This window comes from Micromonospora carbonacea (assembly GCF_014205165.1).
GTDB classification, from domain to species: domain Bacteria; phylum Actinomycetota; class Actinomycetes; order Mycobacteriales; family Micromonosporaceae; genus Micromonospora; species Micromonospora carbonacea.
In genome coordinates this window covers 1,828,250-1,851,385 of record NZ_JACHMZ010000001.1, presented here as the reverse complement: position 1 = coordinate 1,851,385, position 23,136 = coordinate 1,828,250, and the positions used below count along the sequence as shown (strand labels likewise).

22 protein-coding genes are annotated in these 23,136 nt (G+C 75.0%); 8 read left to right on the top strand and 14 right to left on the bottom strand.

Going from position 1 to position 23,136, the window contains the following annotated elements; genetic code table 11:
- Window positions 1–7: 7 nt before the first annotated feature.
- From HDA31_RS08345 to HDA31_RS08335, 3 genes are all read right to left on the bottom strand, one after another.
- Window positions 8–832: a hypothetical protein gene (locus HDA31_RS08345; RefSeq protein WP_178065710.1), complete on the bottom strand. Its 825-nt coding sequence runs from the start codon at window positions 830–832 to the stop codon at window positions 8–10.
- Window positions 833–990: 158 nt separating this feature from the next.
- Window positions 991–2,097, bottom strand: coding sequence for an SPFH domain-containing protein (locus HDA31_RS08340; RefSeq protein ID WP_074474282.1), 1,107 nt, complete (start codon window positions 2,095–2,097; stop codon window positions 991–993).
- A gap of 5 nt (window positions 2,098–2,102) precedes the next feature.
- Window positions 2,103–2,573: an NfeD family protein gene (locus HDA31_RS08335; RefSeq protein ID WP_178065711.1), complete on the bottom strand. Its 471-nt coding sequence runs from the start codon at window positions 2,571–2,573 to the stop codon at window positions 2,103–2,105.
- Window positions 2,574–2,685: 112 nt separating this feature from the next.
- Between HDA31_RS08335 and HDA31_RS08330 the strand changes: the two genes are divergently transcribed.
- On the top strand, window positions 2,686–4,005 hold the full coding sequence (locus HDA31_RS08330) for a serine hydrolase domain-containing protein (RefSeq protein ID WP_178065712.1): 1,320 nt from the start codon (window positions 2,686–2,688) through the stop codon (window positions 4,003–4,005).
- A 69-nt stretch (window positions 4,006–4,074) separates the two neighbouring features.
- Here the strand turns inward: HDA31_RS08330 and HDA31_RS08325 are convergent, their stop codons facing one another.
- A complete protein-coding gene (locus HDA31_RS08325) occupies window positions 4,075–4,890 on the bottom strand; it encodes a DUF3097 domain-containing protein (RefSeq protein WP_178065713.1) in 816 nt (271 codons plus the stop codon).
- A gap of 209 nt (window positions 4,891–5,099) precedes the next feature.
- Between HDA31_RS08325 and HDA31_RS08320 the strand changes: the two genes are divergently transcribed.
- The gene (locus HDA31_RS08320) at window positions 5,100–5,894 is read left to right on the top strand and encodes an Rv1486c family protein (RefSeq protein ID WP_178065714.1); all 795 of its coding nucleotides are present in this window, start codon (window positions 5,100–5,102) and stop codon (window positions 5,892–5,894) included.
- Between the two features lie 21 nt (window positions 5,895–5,915).
- Here the strand turns inward: HDA31_RS08320 and HDA31_RS08315 are convergent, their stop codons facing one another.
- The 7 genes from HDA31_RS08315 to HDA31_RS08285 all read right to left on the bottom strand — a co-directional run bounded on the left by HDA31_RS08315 (window position 5,916) and on the right by HDA31_RS08285 (window position 13,343).
- On the bottom strand, window positions 5,916–6,695 hold the full coding sequence (locus tag HDA31_RS08315) for an HAD-IIA family hydrolase (RefSeq protein ID WP_074474286.1): 780 nt from the start codon (window positions 6,693–6,695) through the stop codon (window positions 5,916–5,918).
- A gap of 55 nt (window positions 6,696–6,750) precedes the next feature.
- A complete protein-coding gene (locus HDA31_RS08310) occupies window positions 6,751–7,779 on the bottom strand; it encodes a ferrochelatase (RefSeq protein ID WP_178065715.1) in 1,029 nt (342 codons plus the stop codon).
- Between the two features lie 124 nt (window positions 7,780–7,903).
- A complete protein-coding gene (gene fabI, locus HDA31_RS08305; protein WP_074474288.1) occupies window positions 7,904–8,674 on the bottom strand; it encodes an enoyl-ACP reductase FabI in 771 nt (256 codons plus the stop codon).
- A 69-nt stretch (window positions 8,675–8,743) separates the two neighbouring features.
- On the bottom strand, window positions 8,744–9,448 hold the full coding sequence (gene fabG, locus HDA31_RS08300; RefSeq protein ID WP_178065716.1) for a beta-ketoacyl-ACP reductase: 705 nt from the start codon (window positions 9,446–9,448) through the stop codon (window positions 8,744–8,746).
- An 825-nt stretch (window positions 9,449–10,273) separates the two neighbouring features.
- Window positions 10,274–11,224 (bottom strand): VWA domain-containing protein, encoded by a 951-nt coding sequence (locus HDA31_RS08295; protein WP_043967613.1) that lies wholly within the window; start codon window positions 11,222–11,224, stop codon window positions 10,274–10,276.
- Window positions 11,221–12,249 carry a DUF58 domain-containing protein gene (locus tag HDA31_RS08290; protein WP_376701369.1) on the bottom strand — a complete coding sequence of 343 codons (1,029 nt, stop codon included), beginning with the start codon at window positions 12,247–12,249 and terminating at the stop codon, window positions 11,221–11,223. The genes HDA31_RS08295 and HDA31_RS08290 overlap by 4 nt, the downstream gene beginning before the upstream one ends.
- Window positions 12,228–13,343: an AAA family ATPase gene (locus tag HDA31_RS08285; RefSeq protein ID WP_178065718.1), complete on the bottom strand. Its 1,116-nt coding sequence runs from the start codon at window positions 13,341–13,343 to the stop codon at window positions 12,228–12,230. The genes HDA31_RS08290 and HDA31_RS08285 overlap by 22 nt, the downstream gene beginning before the upstream one ends.
- A 247-nt stretch (window positions 13,344–13,590) precedes the next feature.
- Here HDA31_RS08285 and HDA31_RS08280 point away from each other — a divergent pair, with 247 nt between their 5' ends.
- The 3 genes from HDA31_RS08280 to HDA31_RS08270 are packed head-to-tail and all read left to right on the top strand — an operon-like array spanning window position 13,591 to window position 15,993.
- A complete protein-coding gene (locus HDA31_RS08280; protein ID WP_074474292.1) occupies window positions 13,591–13,821 on the top strand; it encodes a hypothetical protein in 231 nt (76 codons plus the stop codon).
- A 22-nt stretch (window positions 13,822–13,843) separates the two neighbouring features.
- Window positions 13,844–14,494: a PH domain-containing protein gene (locus tag HDA31_RS08275; protein WP_178065719.1), complete on the top strand. Its 651-nt coding sequence runs from the start codon at window positions 13,844–13,846 to the stop codon at window positions 14,492–14,494.
- A complete protein-coding gene (locus HDA31_RS08270) occupies window positions 14,491–15,993 on the top strand; it encodes a PH domain-containing protein (protein WP_311774347.1) in 1,503 nt (500 codons plus the stop codon). Before HDA31_RS08275 ends, HDA31_RS08270 begins: the two co-directional genes overlap by 4 nt.
- A 36-nt stretch (window positions 15,994–16,029) precedes the next feature.
- Here the strand turns inward: HDA31_RS08270 and HDA31_RS08265 are convergent, their stop codons facing one another.
- Window positions 16,030–17,076, bottom strand: coding sequence for a phosphatase PAP2 family protein (locus HDA31_RS08265; protein ID WP_178065721.1), 1,047 nt, complete (start codon window positions 17,074–17,076; stop codon window positions 16,030–16,032).
- 221 nt (window positions 17,077–17,297) lie between these two features.
- Between HDA31_RS08265 and HDA31_RS08260 the strand changes: the two genes are divergently transcribed.
- Window positions 17,298–17,723 (top strand): thioesterase family protein, encoded by a 426-nt coding sequence (locus HDA31_RS08260; RefSeq protein ID WP_178065722.1) that lies wholly within the window; start codon window positions 17,298–17,300, stop codon window positions 17,721–17,723.
- Entirely contained in the window at window positions 17,720–18,550 is an 831-nt protein-coding gene (locus HDA31_RS08255; RefSeq protein WP_178065723.1) for an MBL fold metallo-hydrolase, read from the top strand. The genes HDA31_RS08260 and HDA31_RS08255 overlap by 4 nt, the downstream gene beginning before the upstream one ends.
- Window positions 18,551–18,586: 36 nt before the next feature.
- On the opposite strand, the gene HDA31_RS08250 is transcribed toward HDA31_RS08255, so the two are convergent.
- Window positions 18,587–19,522: a carbohydrate kinase family protein gene (locus HDA31_RS08250; protein WP_178065724.1), complete on the bottom strand. Its 936-nt coding sequence runs from the start codon at window positions 19,520–19,522 to the stop codon at window positions 18,587–18,589.
- Window positions 19,523–19,882: 360 nt separating this feature from the next.
- On the opposite strand from HDA31_RS08250, the gene HDA31_RS08245 reads away from it, so the two are divergent.
- Entirely contained in the window at window positions 19,883–20,998 is a 1,116-nt protein-coding gene (locus HDA31_RS08245) for a lytic polysaccharide monooxygenase (protein ID WP_178065725.1), read from the top strand.
- A gap of 127 nt (window positions 20,999–21,125) precedes the next feature.
- Here HDA31_RS08245 and asnB read toward each other — a convergent pair whose 3' ends face one another.
- Window positions 21,126–23,087 carry an asparagine synthase (glutamine-hydrolyzing) gene (gene asnB, locus HDA31_RS08240; RefSeq protein WP_178065726.1) on the bottom strand — a complete coding sequence of 654 codons (1,962 nt, stop codon included), beginning with the start codon at window positions 23,085–23,087 and terminating at the stop codon, window positions 21,126–21,128.
- Between the last annotated feature and the right edge of the window lie 49 nt (window positions 23,088–23,136).

The window sequence follows — 23,136 nt, the reverse complement described above, 5'->3', positions numbered from 1 at the left end:
CGACCGGTCAGCCGGCGGCGAGCGGGCCGCCGGCCGACCCGGCGCCGGGGGCCGGGCCGCCGGCCGGGCCGGTGGCGGTCGCGACGCTGGCGCTGGCCGCGTCCCGGGCGATGGCGGCGGGCACGAGGCGGCCGGACCGGTAGCCGATCCCGATCCCCGCGACCAGCACGAAGACCGCCCCGAAGGTCTGCACCGAGCCGACCAGCGCGCCGCCGATGCCCAGCAGCGGGGCGGCGATCATCATCATCGTGCCGTCGCCGAGGCTGAACATGCCCGAGCGGGCCACCGCCCACCCGGTGAGGAACCACCCGACCGTGTAGCAGGTGGCCCCGACCAGGACCAGGGTGCGGGCGGTGGTGCCGAAGACGGGGGCCTGCTCGGCCAGCCCGGCGAAGGGCAGCATGAGCACGATGCCGGCGATGCTGGCCAGCAGGCCCACGGCGGCCACCCGGCGGCTGCGGGTGGCGGCGAGCAGCCCGGTCAGGGCCAGCAGGGCCAGCAGGCCGAGCCAGACGGCGGCGACCCAGCCGACGAGGTAGAGCTGCCCCCCGTCGGCCGGGTACGGGTCGTTGCCGACGCCGCCGTCGCTGGCCAGCGCGACGGCGCCGTAGAGCAGCGCGTACGCCGGCAGGAGCCAGACCGACGCGCGACCGAAGCGGCGCAGCGACCAGGCCCAGGTGGCGTTGGTGGCGGGGGCGGCCGGTCCCGGCTCGGTGACGAACGGCAGCACGCCGAACCCGCCGCCGGTGCGGCGGGTGCCGAGCGGGCCGGCGGGATCGTGCGCGCCGGGCACCGGCGGCGGGGAGAGGAACTTGTCCAGCGGATCCTTCATGCGACACCTCGCTGCGCTCGTCGGCGGGGCGGGACGCGCCGCGGCGCCCCGGTCCTGGTCACGACCCGTCCTGTCGGACCGATCGTGTCAGGCACCGGAGCGCCGCATGAGGATTATTCGCTTTTCGCCCGCCGGGTGGGCGCGGCGACCGCCGGAGGTCAGCCCCGCTCGCGCTGGTCGGCCGGGTCGGTCAGCAGGCTGGCCGGGGAGACCGGCTCCGGGGCCGGCAGGCCCTGCGGGGCGGTGCCGCCGGTGGCCTGCGCCTCGGCGACGCGTACCTCGTCGTGGATCTGCCGGGCGGCGGCGGCCGCCGCCTGCGCGGCCTCGGCGGCCTCGCGCTCCACGGCGCTCGCCCCGTCGGCGGCCTCCGGTGACGGCGCGTCGCCGACCATCTGGCTCAGCCCGCCCAGCGCGCCGCCCATCCCCTCCAGGGCCTTGGTCAGCTCGGCCGGGACGATCCAGACCTTGTTCGCCGTGCCGTTGGCGATCTGCGGGAGGGCCTGGAGGTATTGGTAGGCGAGCACCTTCTGGCTCGGGTTGGCCTGGTGGATCGCGTCGAAGACCGTGCGGATCGCCTTCGCCTGGCCCTCCGCCTGGAGGATGCGGGCCTGCCGGTCACCGTCGGCGCGCAGGACCGCCGCCTGCTTCTCGCCCTCGGCCGTGAGGATCTGCGACTGCTTGTGCCCCTCGGCGTTCAGGATCGCCGCCCGGCGGTCCCGCTCGGCGCGCATCTGCTTCTCCATCGAGTCGCGGATGCTCGGCGGCGGCTCGATCGCCTTGATCTCCACCCGGGTGACCTTGATGCCCCACCGGCCGGTCGTCTCGTCCAGCACGCCCGACAGGTGCCGGTTGATCTCCTCCCGGCTGGTCAGCGCCCGCTCCAGGTCCAGCGAGCCGATCACGTTACGCAGCGTGGTGACGGTGAGCTGCTCGATGGCCTGGAGGAAGTTCGAGATCTCGTACGTGGCCCGGACCGAGTCGACGACCTTGAAGTAGAGCACCGTGTCGATCGAGACCACCAGGTTGTCGGAGGTGATCACCGGCTGCGGCGGGAAGCTGACCACCTGCTCCCGCATGTCGACCTTGGTGCGCACGGCGTCGATGAACGGCACCAGCAGGTTCAGACCCGGGTTGAGGGTGCGCTTGTACCTGCCGAGCCGCTCCACCACGTCCTGGCGCTGCTGCGGCACGATCCGCACCGCCTTGATCAGGGTCACCATGGCGATCAACGCCACGGCGATCAACAGCACCGACACAAACTCCATACCCTTCACCCTCTCGCTTCGGGCAGCTCGCCCGAGGTGGAAACGTCGTCATCCCACACCAGGGCCGTCGCGCCCTGGACCTTGATCACCCGTACCCGCCGGCCGGGGGCGAAGCTCTGCGTCGCGTCGTACGACCGGGCGCTCCACAGCTCGCCGTCGATCTTGACGAGGCCCTGCTCGGTGTCGACCTGTTCGAGCACCAGCGCGGTGGAGCCCTCGATCGCCGCCAGGCCGATCGGCTCGACGCCGTCGGACGTGGAGCGGGCGTGCCGGCGGATCGCCGGCCGCGCCACGGCCACCGTGAGCGCGGACACCACCGCGAAGACCACAGCCTGCACGGCGGTCGGGGCGCCCAGGGCCGCCGCGCCCGCGGCGGCGAACGCGCCGACCGCGAACATGATCAGAAACAGCGTCGTCGTGAAGATCTCGGCGACCGCCAACACCACGCCCAGTACGACCCAGAACACCGCGTCCACCCCCCAAGGGTGACACGTCAAAGCACGCGCGGCCCCTCGGCAAGATCAGTAGGCTCGGCGGGACCACCCCCGCGAGGCCCCGGCGGAACCACCCCGAGAGCTGGAGGAACACGTGTCGCTGCCACCGGAGACCGCCCGCCGCGTCGACGCCCGGGTCGCCCGCGCCCAGTCCGAGGGGCGCGCCCCCTCGCTCGTGCTCGGCGTGGTGCGCGACGGCGAACTGGCCCACCTCGCCGCCGCCGGGGAGCGGCCCCGCCCCGACGCCGACCGGCAGTACCGGCTCGGCTCGATCACCAAGACCATGACCGCCGTGCTGATCATGCAGCAGCGCGACGCCGGCGCGCTCGCCCTCGACGACCCCCTGGAGCGGCACCTGCCGGGCACCGGCGTCGGCCGGCTCACCCTGCGCCAGCTCCTCGGCCACGCCAGCGGCCTGCAACGCGAGCCCGACGGGGCATGGTGGGAACGGGTCGACGTCGGCGACCTGGCGGCCGTGCTGGCCGGGGTGGACGGGCACAAGATCGCGTACCCGCCGCACCGGGTCTACCACTACTCCAACCTGGCGTACGGGCTGCTCGGCGGCGCGCTGGAGGCGGTCACCGGCACGCCCTGGCGCGACCTGCTGCGGCAGCGGCTGCTGGAGCCGCTGGGCATGACCCGCACCACCTACGACCCCGTCGAGCCGTTCGCCCGGGGGTACGTGGTGCACCCGTGGCACGACACGCTGCGCGAGGAGCCGCGCACCGACACCGGGGCGATGGCGCCGGCCGGGCAGCTCTGGTCCACCGTCACCGACCTCGGCCGCTGGGCGGCGTTCCTGGCCGACCCCGACCCGACGCTGCTGCACCCGGACACGCTGACCGAGATGTGCGCGACGGTGACGATGAGCGACCCGCAGGGCTGGACCAGCGGGCACGGCCTCGGGCTGGAGCTGTACCGGGTGGGCGAGCGGGTGCACGTCGGGCACGGCGGCTCCATGCCCGGCTACGTCGCCACGCTCGCCGTGCACCGGCCCGCCCGCACCGCCGTGGTCGGCTTCGCCAACTCGTACGGGCTGCGCGTCGGCCACCTCGGCGCGCTCGCCCGGGAGGTGCTCGGCACCGTGCTGGACGCGCTGCCCGAGCCCGTCGCGCCGTGGCTGCCGGCCGACGCCCCGCCCCCGGCCGACGTGGCGGAGCTGACCGGCCGCTGGTGGTGGATGGGCGGGGAGTTCGAGTTCCGCGCCGACCCGGCCACCGGTGACCTGTGGGCCAGCCCGCCGGAGAACGAGCCGGTGCTGCGGTTCACTCCGGACGGGCCGGACCGCTGGCGGGGCCGCTCGGGGGAGCAGGACGGCGAGCTGCTCACCGTGGTCCGCGACGACGCGGGCCGGCCGGTCGCCCTCGACGTGGCCACGTTCCTGCTCACCCGCACCCCCGACGAGGAGCCCTGACCCGGCGCACCGGCCCGGGCCCGCCCCGGCCGACGGGCGGGCTCAGGCCGAGGGGCCGGTGGCCCGGCCTCAGGCCGACGGTTCGGTGACGAAGTCGATCAGGCGTTCCATCGCGTTGATCAGCGGGGTCTCCACGTCGGCGAAGCTGTCCACCCGGGACAGGACGCGCCGCCACATCTCGGCCGGCGACGCCACCCCGAGGGCGGCGCAGACGCCCTCCTTCCACGGCCGCCCCGGCGGCACCACCGGCCACGCCGCGATGCCCAGCGCGGCCGGCTTCACCGCCTGCCACACGTCGACGTAGGGGTGCCCGGTGACCAGCACGTGCGCGGACGTCACCCGGGCCACGATCCGGCTCTCCTTGGAGCCGGGCACCAGGTGGTCGACGAGCACCCCGAGCCGCCGGGTGGGCCCCGGCCCGAAGTCGCGGACCCGCGACCCCAGGTCGTCGATGCCGTCCAGCGGCTCCACCACCACGCCCTCGATCCGCAGGTCGTCGCCCCAGATCCGCTCCACCAGGGCGGCGTCGTGCACGCCCTCGACCCAGATCCGGCTGGCCTTGGCGACCTGCGCCCGCACGCCGTCGACGGCGACCGAGCCCGACGCGGTGCGCCGCCGGGCGGCCGGCACCGGCGACCGGGCCGGGCGGCGCAGCGTCACCGGCTGCCCGTCGAGCAGGAACGCGGCCGGCAGCAGCGGGAAGTTGCGCCGCCGGCCGTGCCGGTCCTCCAGCACCACCGCGCCGGACTCGAAGCCGACCACCGCGCCGCAGAACCCGGAGTCCGCGTCCTCGACCACGAGGTCGGCCTCCGCGTCCACCTCGGGGACGACCCTGCGCCGCCGCCAGTCGCCCGCCAACACGTCCTCGCCGTAGCGCCCCACCATGCCCGCCACGCTAGCCCCCGCCGCGCCCGGCGGCGCGGCAGCCGCGCCGATCATGCAGCGGGGCGCGCCGACCATGGCGGTGGGCAGCGGAACCGGACGGACCCGACGGCGGCAGGACGGGTCGGGCGGTAGGGGGTAGGCGGGGCCAGCCGACGCCGGGCGAGCGGCAGTCGAGACACGGACGGTGCGCACCACGTACCCTCTCTTGCATGTCCTCCCCCGCAACGGGCGCGGTCAAGGTCGCGCCGCGCCGGTCGAGCCGGTTCGTTGCCTGGATACGCGCGTGGCGCGCCGGGCTCGTGCCGTACGACGAGGTCGCCGAGGAGATCGCCGGCGACGAGGAGCACCTCGTCGCCGACGCCCCCGGCACCTGGACCGACGTCCCGCTGCGCGACGCGCTGCCCACCCTGGCGAAGCTCTCGCCGGACGAGATCCGGCTGGTGCTGCCCGTGCCGGGCGACCCCCGGGGGCTGCCCGGGCCGGGCGAGTTCAGCGGCGCCGCGCTGCTCGCCGGCGAGGCGGTCGTCGCCGGGCCGATCGGGGTGATCCCGGAGGTCCGCACGCACACCTCCGGCTCGGGGATGACGTGGGAGACGGTGCTGTGGCGGTGCTATCCGCTGCCCGCCGACGCCCCCGCCGCCTCGCTCGGCTCGCCCGGCGCCGCCGAGGCCGAGGCCGAGCTGGCCACCGCGCTCGCCGAGACCACCGCCGCGCTGACCCGGCTCGACGTCGCCCAGTGGCGGCCCGAGCTGGCCGGGGCGCTGGAGGCGCTGCGCCGCCCCGACGGCACCACCGACCTGCCGCCGGGCTTCGACCCGCGGGCGCGCCGGCTGTTCGCCCGCGCCGCCGTGCTCGACCGGGTGCTGGCGCTGGCCGGGCACAGCGCGCCCGGCGGCGCGGTCAACAACCACGAGGCCCAGCAGCGCGACGCGGCGCTGCGCCCGCTCACCACCGCCTGCCGGCAGGCCCTCGTCGCCGCCTGCAACGCCCCGCTGCGCCCCTGACCGCCGGGCCCCCGGGTGGGGTCAGATCTCGTCCATCAGGTCCGCCACCGAGCCGACGATCCGCGACGGCCGGTACGGGTACCGCTCGGCCTCCGTGCGGGTGCTGATCCCGGTCAGCACGAGGATCGTCTCCAGCCCCGCCTCCAGGCCGCACAGGACGTCGGTGTCCATCCGGTCGCCGATCATCGCGGTCGACTCGGAGTGGGCGTTGATGGTGTTCAGCGCCGACCGCATCATCATCGGGTTCGGCTTGCCGACGAAGTACGGCTCGACCCCGGTCGCCTTCGAGATCATCGCCGCGACCGAGCCGGCCGCCGGCAGCGCCCCCTCCACCGACGGGCCGGTCACGTCCGGGTTGGTGCAGATGAACCGGGCCCCGTCGTTGATCAGGCGGACCGCCTTGGTGATCGCCTCGAAGCTGTACGTGCGGGTCTCGCCCAGCACCACGTAGTCCGGGGCGAAGTCGGTCAGCACGTACCCGACGGCGTGCAGGGCGGTGGTCAGCCCGGCCTCCCCGATCGCGTACGCGGTGCCGCCCGGCCGCTGGTCGGCGAGGAACTGGGCGGTGGCCAGCGCCGCCGTCCACAGCGCGTGCTCGGGCACCTCGAAGCCCATCCGGGTCAGCCGGGCCTGGAGGTCGCGCGGCGTGTAGATCGAGTTGTTGGTCAGGATCAGGAACGGCTTGCCGGAGGAGCGCAGCTTGTTGATGAACTCCGGCGCGCCGGGCACCGGCTGGCCCTCGTGCACCAGCACGCCGTCCATGTCTGTCAGCCAGCTCTGCACCGGCTTGCGTTCGTGCATCTCGTCGTCCCAGGGGGTGTGTCGGGTGGCGGGGCAGGACCGGGCGGACCCGGGGTCAGGGGCGGCGCGCCGGCACGCAGCACACCGTGGGGCAGGTGTCCCACAGCGGCAGCGCGCCGAGGCGGCGGCGCAGCCGCTCGCCGCCGGGCTCCGTGCGCTCGGCGACCAGCTCGCGCACCATCGCCACGAAGCGCGGGTCGGTGCCCGGGGTGCCGGCCCGGGCGAACTCCAGCCCGAGCCGCTTGGCGGTCTCCAGCGCCTCGGTGTCGAGGTCCCAGACCACCTCCAGGTGGTCCGAGACGAACCCGACCGGGCTCACCACCACGCCGGTCGTCCCGGCCTCGGCGAGGGCGGCGAGGTGGTCGTTGACGTCCGGCTCCAGCCACGGCACGTGCGGCGGGCCCGACCGGCTCTGCCACACCAGGTCGTACGGCAGGTCGGGCGCGGCGGACGCGTGCACCAGGCGGGCGGTCTCGGCGAGTTGCGCCTCGTACCGGCCGCCGTGCGGGCCGGCGTTCGCGGCCGCCGCGGTGGGGATCGAGTGGGCGGTGAACACCAGCCGGGTGGTGGCCCGCTTCGCCGGGTCGAGCTGGCCCAGCGCCGCGCGCACCGCGTCGGCGTGCGGCTCGACGAAGCCGGGATGGTCCCAGAACTGGCGCAGCTTCTCGATCACCGGGGCGTCGGGGCCGACGGCGGCCCGGGCGGCGGCGATGTCCTCCTGGTATTGCCGGCAGGACGAGTAGCCGCCGTACGCGCTGGTCACGAACGCCAGGGCCCGGGTGACGCCGTCGTCGCGCATCCGCGCCACGGTGTCGGCGAGCATCGGATCCCAGTTGCGGTTGCCCCAGTAGACGGGCAGGTCGACGCCGTGCGCGGCGAAGTCCGCCCGGATCGCCGCGAGCAGGTCCCGGCACTGCTGGTTGATCGGGGATACCCCGCCGAAGTGCAGGTAGTGCTCGGCGACCTCCGCCAGCCGCTCCGGGGGCACGCCCCGGCCCCGCGTCACGTTCTGGAGGAAGGGCAGCACGTCCTCGGGCCGCTCGGGGCCACCGAAGGAGACCAGCACCAACGCGTCGTACGCCATGGGCCCATTCTTCCCCGCGCCCGGCGACGGCCCGGCGACGGCCCCTGGTCCCGGCCCGGTCTCCGGCGTTAAGAAGGGACCCCTGCTATACCGAATGCGTTAACAGGGGGCCCTTCCTTGCGCCTCAGGCGGCGCCGAGGGCGTGGTAGCCGCCGTCGACGTGGACGATCTCGCCGGTGGTCGCCGGGAACCAGTCCGACAGCAGCGCCAGGCAGGCGCGCGCCGCCGGCGCCTGGTCGGTGAGGTCCCAGCCCAGCGGCGCCCGCTCGGACCAGGCGTCCTCGAACTGGACGAAGCCGGGGATCGACTTCGCGGCCATGGTGCGCAGCGGCCCGGCGGCGACCAGGTTGCTGCGGATGCCCTGCTTGCCCAGGTGCAGCGCCAGGTAGCGCGACGCCGACTCCAGCCCGGCCTTGGCCACGCCCATCCAGTCGTAGACCGGCCACGCCTTGGTGGCGTCGAAGGTGAGCCCGACCACCGCGCCGCCCGGGGACATCAGCGGCAGCGCCGCCATGGCCAGCGACTTGTAGGAGTACGTCGAGACGTGCAGGGCGGTGGCCACGTCCTCCCACGGCGCGTCGAGGAAGCCGCCGCCGAGGCAGCTCTGCGGCGCGAACCCGATCGAGTGCACCACCCCGTCGAGGCCGTCGACGTGCTCCCGGACCTTGTCGGCGAGGCCGGCGAGGTGCTCGGGGTTGGTCACGTCCAGCTCGATCACCGGGGCCGGCTCGGGCAGGCGCCGGGCGATCCGCTCGACCAGGGAGAGCCGGCCGAAGCCGGTGAGCACGACCTGCGCGCCGTTCTCCTGGGCGATCTTCGCCACGGAGAAGGCGATCGAGGCGTCGGTGATGACGCCGGTGACCAGCAGCCGCTTACCGGCCAGCAGTCCGGACATGTGCAAGTTCCTCCGTTGGGATTCGTGCGGTGGGCGCGGTGGCGGCGTCGCCGACCCGGGCGGGACCGGTCAGTGGCCCATCCCGAGGCCGCCGTCGACCGGGATCACGGCGCCGGTGACGTAGCCGGCGGCGTCCGAGGCCAGCCAGGTGACCACCGCGGCCACCTCGTCGGGCGCGGCGAGGCGGCCGGCCGGGATGGCCTTCACGTACTCCGCCCGGCGCTCCTCGGGCAGGGCGGCGGTCATGTCGGTGTCGATGAAGCCGGGCGCGACGACGTTGGCGGTGATGTTGCGCCCGCCCAGCTCCCGGGTGATCGAGCGGGCCACGCCGACCAGGCCGGCCTTGCTCGCCGCGTAGTTGACCTGCCCGGGGCCGCCGTAGAGGCCGACGACCGAGGAGATGAAGATCATGCGGCCCCACCGGGCGCGGAGCATCTTCTTGGACGCCCGGCTGGCGCAGCGGAACGCGCCGGTGAGGTTGGTGTCGAGGACCCGGGTGAACTGCTCCTCCGACATCCGCATGATCAGCGTGTCGTCGGTGATGCCGGCGTTGGCGACCAGCACCTCCACCGGGCCCAGCTCGGCCTCGACGGCGGTGAAGGCCGCGTCGACGGAGGCGGAGTCGGTCACGTCGCAGACGACGCCGAACAGCCCCTCGGGCGCGTCGCCGCTACGGTGGGTCACCGCCACCCGGTCACCCTGCTTGGCGAACGCCTGCGCGATGGCCAGGCCGATCCCCCGGTTGCCGCCGGTCACCAGCACGGTACGGGCCACGGGTCCCCCTCTTGCTCAGCTGATCCACGTCGGTCCGGAGCCTAGGCGTTACCGGCAGGTAAGCGCTAACGCACCCCCGCGCCACGCGGACCTGACGCAAGGAAGGGCCCCCTGTTAACGCTTTTCGAGGTAAAAGGTGCCCCGCTTAACAGCGGCGGGCCGGCGAGCGGCCGCAGCCCTTGCGGGGGAACGGATTAGGGGCCCCGCCGGCCGTACGGCCGAGTGCGGGCCGTGCCGTGGCCGGATGTACGATGATTCGCGTTCCCGGCCAGGCCGACCGCAGGAGGTGATCGCTGTGCGAGATAGCGATCCTCCCAGTCGTGGCCGGGCCGAACGTCAGCCCCGCTGAGCCACGACTCAGCAGGTGAGCTGACCCAGCTCCGCTCCTTCCGCACCGCCCGCCCCTCGGCCCTCGGCCGAAGGTGGCGACCGGGCAGCGCCGTCCGCCCAGGACGGGGAGGGGGCACCCCGGTCACGACTTCGTGTGCGCGCCCAGTCCTCCCTCACGGTCCACCACGCAACATGGACCGTCCAGTCGCCACCGGAGCCTTCCCATGAGCCGTTACGTCGCCCCGCTGGGCTTCACCCTCGCCGCCGTCTGGGTGGCCGTCGTCTTCGTGCTGGCCAGCGCCGGCCACTGACCGCGCCGGCACGGAGACCCCGCCCGGCGGCGGTGACCGCGCACGCAGGTCGCCGTCGAACCGGGCAGCCGCGCACCAGGCCACCGCGCACCAGGCCACCGCGTTCAGGGCCGCCCAGCACCGGCCGGCGGCCCCGGCGCGGCGGTCGCGTCAGGGCCGCCCGTGCGGACCGCCACGCCCGGCCTCAGATCAGCCGGGACGTCCAGAGCAGGCTGGTGGCGCCCGCGCACAGCGCCAGCAGCAGGGCCAGGCCCGCATACCACTGGGTGATCTCGCGCGGCTCGGTGCGGAACCCGATCGAGCTGCCCATGTCCTGATAGACCTGCTTCAGCTCGCTGACCGAGGCGGCCTCGTAGAAGTAGCCCTCGGTCGTCTCGGCGAGCTCGGCCAACGCCATCCGGTCCACCGGGACCCGCTGCAACTGGCCGCCGATGTCGACCTGCCCGTCGTCGGTGCCGAACGCGATGGTGGAGACCGGCACGTTGGCCGCCTGCGCGGCCGCGGCCGCCTCCTCCACCGACCGCCCCGAGGTGCGGAACCCGTCGGAGAGCAGCACGATCCGGGCCGGCGGGATGCCCGCCGCGCCGTCGGCCGGCACCGACCGGATCGCCTCCAGGCAGGTGAAGACCGCCTCGCCGGTGGCGGTCGCCTCGGCCAGCACCAGCCCGTCGATCGCGGCGGTCACCGCGTCCCGGTCCTTCGTGGGCGGCACCAGCACGTTCGCCGCCTTCGCGAACGAGACGAGACCCAGGTTGTAGGTCTGCGGCAGCTCGCCGACGAACTGCTTGGCCGCCTCCTGGGCGGCCTCCAGCCGGTTCGGCGCGACGTCGTCGGCCTGCATGGACAGCGACACGTCGATCGCCAGCATGACGGTGGCCCGCTCCAGCGGCTCCCGGGTGTCGATCGCCGGCCGGGCCAGCGCCGTGGCGAGCACCAGCAGGCAGAGCAGGAACGCCACCGCCGGCACGTGCCGCCGCCAGCCCAGCCCCTTCGGCGCGAGGGTGCGCAGCAGGTCCACGTTGGTGAACCGCATCGCGTACGCCCGGCGGCGGCGCTGCCGCCACACGTACAGCGCGGCGAGGGCGAGCGCCGGCAGCACGGCCAGCAGCCACCACGGTTGCAGAAAACGGATCATCGTGTCGTCCCCCGGGTGCGGGCGTGCCGCTGCGCGGCGACGAAGCGCACCATGTCGAGCAGCCAGTCGGTGTCGGTGCGGAGTCGCAGGTGGGCCGCGCCGGCCCCGCGCAGCTGCGCGGAGATCTCCGCCCGCTGGGCGGTCGCGGCGTCGGCGTACCGGCGGCGCAGCCGGGGGTCGGCGGTCTGCACCTCGTGCAGCTCGCCGGTCTCCGGGTCGACCACCGGCAGCACCCCCACGTCGGGCAGTTCCAGCTCGCGCGGGTCGACCACCTCGATCGCCAGCACGTCGTGCCGGACCCGCAGCTTACGCAGCGGACGCGCCCACTGCTGCGGCGGCGCGAGGAAGTCGGAGATCACCACTGCGACGCCGCGACGGCGGGGCGGCCGGTTCAGGGCGTCGACAAGCGCGCCCAGGTCGCTGCGCCCGGGGCTGATCTCGGTGCCGGCGATCGCCCGCAGCAGTCCCTGCGTCTCCCGACGCCCGCCCCGGGCCGGCAGCCGCACCAGCCGCCCCGGGCCGGGCGGGGGCGTCGCGCCGCGCCGGCGGCCGGCCGGGGCCTGCGGGTCGCCACCGCTGCCGACGACCGCCCCGATCCGGTTGCCGCCGCGCACGGTCAGGTGGGCCAGCGCGGCGGCGGCGGCCACCACGACGTCCCGCTTGAGCCACCGACCGGTGCCGAAGTCGAGGCTCGCCGAGAGGTCCACGGCGAGCCACGTCTCCAGCTCCCGGTCGGCCACCGTGCGCCGCACGTGCGGCATCGTCGTGCGGGCGGTCACCGGCCAGTCCATCCGGCGCACGTCGTCGCCGGGGCGGTACTCGCGCGACTCCCCCGCCTCGCTGCCGGGGCCGGGCAGCAGGCCGGCGTAGTCGCCCTGGAGCAGGCCGTCGAGCTTGCGGGTGACCAGCAGCTGGAGCCGGGACAGCACCGCCTCGCTGCGGGGCGCGGCGGCGGGCGAGATCGGGCTTCGCGTGCCCGGTGAGGGGTGGGGGTCGGCTGGGGTCACGGCCGCTGCCCGGGCCACCCGGCGGTGGCCGGCGGCGCGCCGCCCGGGGTGGCCTGCTGGCGCGGGGCCACCGACGGCAGCGGGATCGTCGACATCACCCGGTGCACGACGTGGTCGGCCGGCACGTCGTCGGCGAGCGCGTCGTAGCTGAGCACCAGCCGGTGCCGCAGGATGTCCGGCGCGATGTCCTGCACGTCCTGCGGCAGGGCGTAGTCGCGGCCGCGCAGCAGCGCCAGTGCCCGGGTCGCCCGGACCAGGCCGAGCGAGGCGCGGGGGCTGGCGCCGTACTGGATCAGTTGCGCGACGTCGGGCATGCCGTGCTCCGCGGGGGTACGCGTGGCCAGCACCAGCCGCACCGCGTAGTCGACAAGCGCGTTGTGCACGAAGACCTGGTCGGCCTTGCGTTGCAGGGCGATCAGGTCGGCGGTGTCGAAGACCCGCGCCGGCTCGGGCGGGGCCACGCCCATCCGGTAGACGATCTCCCGCTCCTCGGCGTCGGTCGGATAGCCGACGACGATCTTCATGAGGAAGCGGTCCCGCTGCGCCTCGGGCAGCGGGTAGACGCCCTCCTGCTCGATCGGGTTCTGCGTGGCCATCACGAGGAACGGGTCGGGCACCGGGTGGGTCTGGCCGCCGATCGACACCTGCCGCTCGCTCATGACCTCCAGCAGGGCGGACTGCACCTTCGCCGGGGCGCGGTTGATCTCGTCGGCGAGCAGGAAGTTGACGAAGACCGGCCCCAGCTCGACGTCGAACTTCTCGCTGGACTGCCGGTAGATCCGGGTGCCCATGATGTCGGCGGGGACCAGGTCCGGGGTGAACTGCACCCGGGCGAAGGACCCGCCGACCACCCGGGCGAGGGTCTCCACGGCCAGGGTCTTCGCCACCCCGGGGACCCCCTCCAGCAGGCAGTGCCCCCGGGCGAGCAGCGCGACGAACATCCGCTCGACCATCCGGTCCTGCCCGACGATCACCCGCTTGATCTCGAACAGCGCCTTCTCCAGCAGCGTCGCGTCCTGCGCGGGGGTGCTCGTCGGCGGCGCGGCGGACGGGGGCGGGGGCGGCGCGCTGCCGTTCGGCGTCGGGGCGTCGGGCGTGGTCGGCTGGGCCACCGGTCCTCCACAGCATTGTCGATCGTCGCGGCGTGGTGCGTGGTGCGTATCAAGACTCGCATGCCCGGCTGAGTGCCGAGGCGGGGAGAAGCCGATTTTCGCCACGCCGTCCCGGGGTTGGAGAATCGCCGGTCACGGGTTTACAGCAGGGGGTCCGGCGTGTGTACCATTCACCCCGTCGCCGGGCGGCTCCCCCCGTGGCCGCCCGGCGCTCAATCTCCCGCCCGGCGCTCCTAGACTGGCCCGGATGAGCCTCCCCCCTTCCACCGGCGACGCGCCGATCTGTTCGGCGCGCGGTTGCCGTGCCCCGGCGGAGTGGGCGTTGCGCTGGAACAATCCCCGCCTGCACACCGCCGACCGGCGCAAGACCTGGCTCGCCTGCGCCGACCACCGGGCCTCGCTCGGCGACTTCCTCGATGCGCGGGGCTTCCTCCGGGAGGTCGCGCCACTGGCCGGATCGCCTACGCTCGACGGGTGAGCGCGCGCAGCGGACGTCCCCGGTGACCGGCGAGCCCCCAGGCGGCCCCCCGCCGCACCCCTCCGGGCCCCCGCCCGGCCCGCCCCCGGCCGCGTACCCGGTCGGGCCACCCCCCACCGAGCCCTCGCCCGGCCCGCCCGCCGCGGCGGGTCACCCGGCCTTCGGGCCGCAGGCGGCACACCCGCCCGGGCCCCTGGAGCCGTGGCCGGCGACGGTGCGCTGGCAGTCGGTCTCCACCGACCTGATCTGGGTCGAGCTGCTGCGCCTGGCGGCGCTGCTCGGGGTGGCGCTGCTGGCGCTGGCGGTCGGCTGGGCGGTGAGCGGGCTCTGGCTGTTCGGGGCGGGGATCGGCGCGGTCGTGCTGGCCGGGGCGTGGCGGGTCGTCACGATCGTCCGGGCGGTGCACGCCTGGGGCTACGCCGAGCGGGAGAACGACCTGCTCGTCCGGCACGGGCTGCTGGTCCGCCGGTTGTCCATCGTGCCGTACTCGCGGATGCAGTTCGTCGACGTCAGCGCGGGGCCCCTGGAGCGGGCGTTCGACCTGGCGACGGTGCAGCTGCACACGGCCGCGGCGGCCAGCGACGCCCGCGTGCCGGGCCTGCGCCCGGCGGAGGCGGCCCGGCTGCGCGACCGGCTCACCGCCCTCGGCGAGGACCGCGCGGAGGGCCTGTGACCCGCCCCGGCCCCGAGCTGCCCCGCCCGGCCACCGACACGCCGCCGGCGCCCCACCCCGACGGCCCGGCCGCCGAGGTGCCGCCGGCGCCCCGCCCCGACCATCCGGCCGCCGGCCCGCCGCACGACCACCAGCCGACGCCCCCCGCGCCGCCGACGCCGCACGGCCACCCCGACGGCGGCGGCGCGGAGCCCCGGCGGCGGCTGCACCCGCTGAGCCCGGCCCTGCACGGGGCCAAGTCGCTGGTCGTGGTCATCGCGGGCCTGTCCTGGTCGACGCTGTCGCGGGTCGGCTTCGGCTGGTTCGCGGCGATGGCGACCGTGCTCGCCCTCGGCGCGACGGTGCTGGCGGTGGTGAGCTGGTACAACACCGGCTACCACGTGGTCGGCCGGGAGCTGCGCGTCTACGAGGGGCTGCTGTGGCGGCGCACCCGGGCCATTCCGCTGGAGCGGCTCCAGGCCGTCGAGGTGGTCCGCCCGCTGCTCGCCCAGCTCACCGGCCTCGCCGAGCTGCGGCTGGAGGTGGTCGGCGGCGGCAAGACCGAGGCGCCGCTGGCCTACCTGGGGGTGGCCGAGGCCGCCGCCCTGCGGCAGCGGCTGCTCGCGCTCGCCGGCCCCGCGCCGCACCCGGGGGCGGCCGCGCCGCAGCCGTCCGCCCCGGCCGGGCCGGCGGTCACGCCCGTGCCGCCGGGGCGCGCCCTGCACGCCGTGGCCAACCGGGACCTGCTGGTCAGCCAACTACTCACCCCGCAGGCGTTCCTGCTCCCCTTCGGCGTGGCCTTCGTCGTGGCGCAGTTCCTCTCCGAGGGCTCGTGGTCGTTCATCGCGGTGGCGAGCACGGTCACCGCGATGGCCGGCGTGCTGCTGCAACCGATCCGCCGGGTGCTCGACGACTGGAACTTCCGGCTGGCCCGCGACGAGGGCACCCTGCGGGTCCGCAACGGCCTGCTGGAGACCCGGGCGCAGACGGTGCCGCTCAACCGGGTGCAGACCGTCGGGGTGACCTGGCCGCTGCTCTGGCGGGCCAAGGGCTGGCTGCGGCTGCGCCTGGAGGTCGCCGGCTACTCCGGCGGCGAGGCCGACGACCGCAACCGGCCGGACCGGCTGCTGCCGGTGGGCGACCAGGACACGGGCGAACGGATCGTCGCGGAGGTGCTGCCGGGGGTGCGGCTGGGCGGGCTGGCGACCGGCCTCCCGCCGGCCCGGGCGCGGTGGCTGCGCCCGCTGGGCTGGCGCGCGGTCGGCGCGGGGCTCGACGAGCGGGTCTTCGCCGCCCGGTCCGGCCTGCTCACCCGGCAGCTCACCGTCGTGCCGTACGCCCGGATCCAGAGCGTGCGGGTGACCCAGGGCCCGGCGCAGCGGCGGCTGCGGTTGGCCACCGTGCACGCGGACACGGCCGGCGGCGCGGGCGCCGCCGCCCTCGACCGCGACCTCGACGAGGCGTGGTGGCTGGCGGCGGAGCTGACGGCCCGGGCGCACGCCGCCCACCGCGCCCGCTGAGCCGCAACGCGGCCGGGTCGGGTGCGGGGACGCGGCTCAGCGGGTCGCCGGCACCGCCGACGGGTCGGCGACCGGGTCGGCCGGCTCCGCGCCGCCCGGCCCGCCGTCGGCCGGCCCCGAGCCGGGGGTACGGCGGGACCGGCGCGCCGCCCACCAGCGCTCCCCCAGGCCGACGGCCAGGAAGGTCAGCCCCACGTACGCCCAGCCGACGAGCACGTCGATGACGTAGTGCTCGCCGGAGTAGACCAGGGTGAACGTCATCGCCAGCGGGTACGCCAGCAGCAGCGGCCACCAGCGGCGGCGGGCCGAGCGGAGGAAGAACACCACCACGAAGAGGGCGAACGCGGTGTGCAGCGACGGCATCGCGGCCACCGGGTTGGACGCGATCTGCCCGGCGTTGAGCAGGTTGCCGGCCCCGTGCATGCCGAACGCCTTCCAGCCCCGGGTGGAGATCCGGGCCACCTCGGTGAGCAGGCCGTTCTGCGCCGCCCACCAGGGCGGGGCCGCCGGGTAGAGGAAGTAGGTGACCAGCCCCGACGCGCACAGGAACCCCCAGCGGCGCATGAACGCCGCCCAGCGGTGCCGGTCGCGCATCCAGAGCACGGCGGCGGCGGCGAGCGCCACCACGAAGTGCGAGAAGTACACCCAGCTCGCCAGCACGTCCCACCAGCGCACCTCGGGACGGTAGAGGTGCTCCTGCAACCAGATCGTCGGCACCTGGCCGCCGGTGGCCCAGCCGAACATGAACCGGTCGGCGACGATCAGCTCCATCGCGTGCGGGGTGGCCCCGTTGTCGGCGAACCCCCGGGACAGGTTGTAGACGGCGAGCAGCAGCACCACGGGCACCCAGTCGCGGGCGAAGCGCAGGTGGCTGCGCCACGGGCGGCGGGAGTTCCAGGCGATGGTGGCCGCCCAGATCCACAGGAACGCGTACGCCGGGTCGGTGGGCAGGCCGATGACGAGCCAGCCGGCCACGAAGGCGACCGCCCAGGCCGCCATGGCGACCACGCGGCGACGACCGCCGTCGGAGGGCTCCGGTGGTCCGGTGGGGGCGGGGGGCTGGGGGTCAGTCACGACGGCCATCGCCGTCCAGGTTAGCGGCGGCGGCCTTCCCGCCGACGGCGGCCTCGCCGGTCGACGGCGGACCTCGCCCGATGCGCGGACGGCGGCCCCGCCCGCCGCCGAGACGACGCCCCCGACGGCTCGTGGCGCGGGCGGCGGTCCTCCCCGTGGCGCGGGCGACGGCCCCGCCCCGTGCGTGGCGGCGACCGGAACGGCGGACGCCGACCACCTAGGCTGTGGCCATGCAGGAGCAGTCGGAGCACTCCCTCGCGCCGGGCCGGTCCGCCCGCGTCGAGCTGACCGTCACCGACGCCGACACCGCGCTCGCCGCCGGCTCCGGTGACGTCGAGGTGCTGGGCACCCCCCGGGTGGTCGCGCTGGCCGAGGCGGCCACGGTCGCGGCGACCGCCGGGGCGCTGCCGCCCGGCGGCACGACGGTCGGGACGCGGGTCGAGCTGGACCACCTCGCCGCCACGCCGGTCGGGCGGACGGTGGTGGCGCAGGCGCGGCTCACGGACGTCGACGGGCGGCGGCTGGGCTTCGAGGTGACGGTCACCGACGACGCCGGCCGGGACGTGGCGCGGGGGCGGGTGGAGCGGGTGCTGGTCGACCGGCGGCGCTTCGTCGCGCGGGCCACCGGCGCGCCGGCCGGGGCGGGCACGCCGTGACGGCGCGGTTCGTCGAGGCCGCCGACCGGGTGTACGTGCTGCGCGAGCCGCTGCTCGACGTCAACGTCACGCTGGTCGTCGGCGACGACGCGGCGCTGGTGGTGGACACCCTCTCCACCGCCGGGCAGGCCGCCGAGCTGGTCGCCGCCGCCCGCGCGGTCACCCCGCACCCGTGGACGATCGTGAACACCCACCACCACTTCGACCACTGCTTCGGCAACGCCGTCGTCGCCGGTGACCCGGCCCGACCGGTCTACGCGCACGAGGCCGCCGCCGTGGCGCTGCGGGACCGCCCCGACGAGCTGCGCCGGGCCGCGTACGAGGAGATGCGCGCCGACCGGCCGGAGCTGGCCGCCGAGCTGGCCGGCACCCGGCTGCTGGCCCCGACCCACGTCGTGCGGGCGGAGACGGTGCTGGACGTGGGCGGCCGGCGGGTGGTGCTGCGCCACCCGGGCCACGGGCACACCGACGCCGACCTGGTGGTGCACGTGCCGGACGCGGACGTGCTGGTCGCCGGGGACCTCGTGGAGCAGAGCGGCCCGCCGGCCTTCGAGGAGTCGTATCCGTTGCAGTGGCCGGACGCGCTGGCCGAGGTGCTGCGGCTCACCACCCCGGGCACGGTGGTCGTGCCGGGGCACGGCGAGCTGGTCGACCCGGAGTTCGTCCGGGCCCAGCACGCGCAGCTTGCCGAGCTGTCCTGGCTGATCCGGGCCGGTCACACCGGCGGGGCCCCGCCGGAGCGGGTGGCCGCCGAGGCGCCCTTCGGTGCCCGCGCCGCCCTCACCGCCGCCCGCCGCGGCTACGCCGAACTGGACGGCACCGGCTGACGTTCCGCCCGCCGGCACGGGCCGCCCCGCGCCGGGTCAACCGGGGAAGCGGGTCAGGACCTCGGCGCGGGTGGGCATGGCGACCGCGCCGCCCGGCGACTCGCAGACCAGGCCGGCCACGCGCAGCGCGAACGCGACCCGGCGGTGCCAGTCGGCGGGGTCGGTGGGCTCCCCGTCGGCCAGCAACCCGGCGACGAGCGCGCCCATCACCGAGTCGCCCGCGCCCGTGGCGTCGACCGCGTGCACCTTCGGCGCGGGCACGCGTACCGGATCGGCGGTGGCGGCGGCGACCAGCGCGCCGTCCGCGCCGAGGGTGACCACGACGGTGGCCGCCCCCAGCTCCCGCAGGTACGCCGCGACCCCCTCGACCGGCTCGCCGGGATAGAGCAGCTCCGCGTCGGCGGCGCTGAGCTTGACGAGGTGGGCGGAGGCGGCGAACTCCGCGACCGTCCCGCGCAGGGCGGCCAGCGCGGCCGGGCCGTCGAGCAGCCGGGGCCGGACGTTCGGGTCGAACACCCGCAGCCCGCCCGCGACGGACCAGGCGCGGCGCGCGGCGGCGAGCACGCCGGGCGACAGCAGCACGATCGAGCCGCAGTAGAGCACGTCCGCTGCCCCGACCAGGTCCACGTCCAGGGCGTCGGCGGTGAGCAGCCCGTACGACGGCGGCTCGCCGTAGAAGCGGAAGTCCGGCTCCGCGCCGGAGTGGGTGGCCACCGCCAGGGCGGTCGCGGCGGGCAGGGTGACCGCGCCGGCCAGCCCGACGCCCGCGTCGGTCAGGAAGGCGCGGATCCGGTCGGCGAGCGCGTCGTCGCCGAGCGACCCGACGAACTGCACCGACCCGCCGAGGCGGGCCACCCCGACGGCGACGTTGAGCGGGCCGCCGCCGATCGCCTGCCGGAAGACGGGCTGCCCGTCGCACTCCCCGTCGAGCAGGTCGATCAGTGCCTCGCCGAGCACCACCGCGTATCCCATCGTGGCCCTTCCGTCGCCTCCGCTGTCGTACCCCGATCCTTTCCTACCTGGCGGCGACGCCGGCACCGAACCCCCACCTGGCAGGGCCACGGACCGGGCGGGACCCGGATATCATCGACAGTCAACTATTGCGGCGGTCGGCTTCGGCGTGGTGAGATGACGCTGCCGGTCGATGCGAGGGGCTGTCGCGTCCGCCGGCGCCGGGAGAGAGCCAGCGCGAGGGGCACACCGGTCCGCCGAGGCGGACCGTCGGTGACGCGCGCCGTCGGCCCACGGGCATGGGCGCGGCACCGCGATCGTGACATCCGCTCGTCCCAGCGGAACGGCCGGTGCGGTCGTTCCGCGAGTCAGGAGAACCCCGTGACCCGTTCCCGCACGGCCGCGCTGCTCATCGCGGCCGCAACCCTCGCCGCGGGTGCCGCCACCGTGGTGGCCAGCCCCGACCCGGCAGAAGCACACGGCGCGTCGATGACCCCCGGCGCCCGCACCTACCTGTGCTGGAAGGACGGCCTCGCCCCCACCGGTGAGATCAAGCCGAACAACCCGGCCTGCTCGGCCGCGGTCGCCCAGAACGGGGCCAACTCGCTGTACAACTGGTTCAGCGTGCTGCGCTCGGACGCCGGCGGCCGCACCGTCGGCTACATCCCCGACGGCAAGCTGTGCAGCGGCGGCAACACCGGCTTCAGCGGCTACGACGCCGCCCGCAGCGACTGGCCGCTGACCCACCTGACGGCCGGCGCCCGGTTCAACTTCACGTACAGCAACTGGGCCCACCACCCGGGCACCTTCTACTTCTACGTGACGAAGGACAGCTGGAGCCCGAACCGGCCCCTGGCCTGGAGCGACCTGGAGGAGCAGCCCTTCCTCACGGTGACCAACCCGCCGCAGAGCGGTGGGCCGGGCACCAACGACGGGCACTACTACTTCAGCGGCAACCTGCCCTCGGGCAAGAGCGGCCAGCACATCATCTACTCGCGCTGGGTCCGCTCGGACAGCCAGGAGAACTTCTTCGGCTGCTCGGACGTGACCTTCGACGGCGGCAACGGCCAGGTGACCGGCATCGGCCAGGGCGGCACCCCGAACCCGACCACCCCGGCGCCGACCACCCCCGCCCCCACCACGCCGGCTCCGACGACGCCGGCGCCCACCACCCCCGCCCCGACGACGCCGCCGGCCGGCGGTGACTGCATGGCGACCTACAAGGTGGTCAGCTCCTGGTCCGGCGGGTTCCAGGGCGAGGTGGCCGTCATGAACCACGGCTCGACGCCGTTCACCGGCTGGAAGGCGACCCTGACCTGGTCGACCGGCCAGACCATCAACAGCCTGTGGAACGGCACGTACACCACGTCGGGCTCGACGGTGACGGTCACCAACAGCCCCTACAACGGGACGGTCGCGCCGGAGGGGACCACCGCCTTCGGCTTCGTCGCCAGCGGCACGAGCTCGCTGCCGACGGTGAGCTGCTCCCGCGTGTGACCCCGCGCCCGCCCGTCGGCCGAGCCGGCGCGCGGTGAGCGGAAAGGGCCCCCGCCGCAAACGGCGGGGGCCCTTTGGCGTGCCGGCCCCCGGCCACCCCGCTCAGCGGGGCGCGGGGCCGCCGGGCTCAGCGGACCATGGAGCCGACGACCGGCTTCGTCAGCAGCGCCGACTGGTTGCGCTGGATGCCCGGGTCGAGCGTCTTGGCCACGAAGATCGCGTGCCAGATGCAGAAGATCAGCACCGTCCACACCTTGCGGGAGTGGTCGGCCTCCTCCCGCTTGTGCTCCTCCAGCAGCCGCATCGCGTACGACAGGTCGATCAGGTCGCCCGCGCCGGAGTTGGACAGCACCCAGCGGGCCCACTCGTACATCTCGCCGCGCAGCCAGACCCGCGTCGGGGTGGGGAAGCCCAGCTTCTTGCGGTTGACGATGGCCGGCGGCACGACGCCCTGGAGGGCCTGGCGCATGGCGTACTTGGTGGCGTCGGAGCGCGGCGGGAGCTTCAGGTCCACCGGGATGGTGGCCGCCACGTCGAACACCTCCTTGTCGAGGAACGGCACCCGGACCTCCAGCGAGTGCGCCATCGAGATCCGGTCGGCCTTGACCAGGATGTCGCCGCGCAGCCAGGTGTAGAGGTCGACGTACTGCATCTTGGTGACGTCGTCGAGCTCGGTGCACTCGGCGTAGATCGGGGCGGTGACGTCGGTGTAGCGCACCGAGGGGTCGTAGCGGCGCAGCAGGTGCTGCTTCTCCTCCTCGGTGAACATCCGGGCGTTGCCGTAGTAGCGCTGCTCGATCGGGGTGGTGCCGCGCTCCAGGAAGCTCTTGCCCTTGACCCCCTGCGGGATGGCCTTGGAGACCGCGCGCAGCCCCTTCTGCACCCCGCCGGGCAGGCCGTTGACCGTGCCGAGCGACAGCGGCTCGCGGTAGATGGTGTAGCCGCCGAAGAACTCGTCGGCACCCTCGCCGGAGAGGACCACGGTGACGTGCTCGGCGGCCTTCTTCGCCACGAAGTACAGCGGCACGAGCGCCGGATCTGCCACCGGGTCGTCGAGGTGCCAGACGATCTTCGGCAGCGCGCCGATCATGTCCTGCGGCCCGATCTTGGTCGGGATCGTGGTCACGTCGAGGTGCCGGGCCGAGTCCTGGGCGACGTCGATCTCCGAGTAGCCGGGGACGTCGTAGCCGACGGTGAAGGTGAGGATGTGCGGGTTGAACTCGCGGGCCAGGGCCACCACGGCGGTGGAGTCGATGCCGCTGGACAGGAAGGAGCCGACCGGCACGTCCGAGCGCATGTGCATCCGGACGCTCTCCCGCAGCGTCTCCCGGATCTGGTGGTAGAGCCGGGACTCGTCGCTGACCGGGGTGGGCCGGAACACCGGGCGGTACCACCGGCGCACGTCGATCCGGCCGCCCGGGGTCCAGGTGAGGTACTCCCCCGACCCGATCCGGCTGATCCCCTGGTGCAGGGTGCCGGGCTCCGGGACGTACTGGAGGGTCAGGTAGTGGCTGAGGTTGGCGGTGTCGATGCCGGCGTCCCCGGCGAACGCCGACTGGGCGAACGGCAGCAGCGCCTTCTTCTCGGAGGCGAGGTAGAGCCCGTCGACGGTCTCCAGGTAGTGCAGCGGCTTGATGCCGAAGTTGTCGCGCGCGCCGAACGCCCGGCGCTCCTGCCGGTCCCAGATGACGAAGGCGAACATGCCGCGCAGCCGGGTGAGCACCTGCTCGCCCCAGTAGTGGTAGCCGGCGACGATCACCTCGCCGTCGCCCGCGGTGGCGAACTGCGCGCCGAAGTTGCGCACCAGCTCCTCGCGCAGCTCGATGTAGTTGTAGATCTCGCCGTTGAAGGTCAGCAGGTAGCGCCCGCCCGCGTAGGGCAGCGGCTCGTGGCTGGACGCCACGTCGATGATCGCCAGGCGCTTGTGCGCGAAGACCCCGTCGGCGTACTGACCGCCCGCGTCGCCGACCACCTCGACCCCGGTCTCGTCCGGTCCGCGGTGGTGCAGGCATTCCAACGCCCCCGCGATGTGGTCGCGGTGGGCGGCGGCGTTGCCGTTAGCGCTGAAGAAGGCCAGAAGTCCGCACATGGTGGTCATCTTTCCACGCGGCGCGGGCGACCGTCGCGGGCACCGCAGG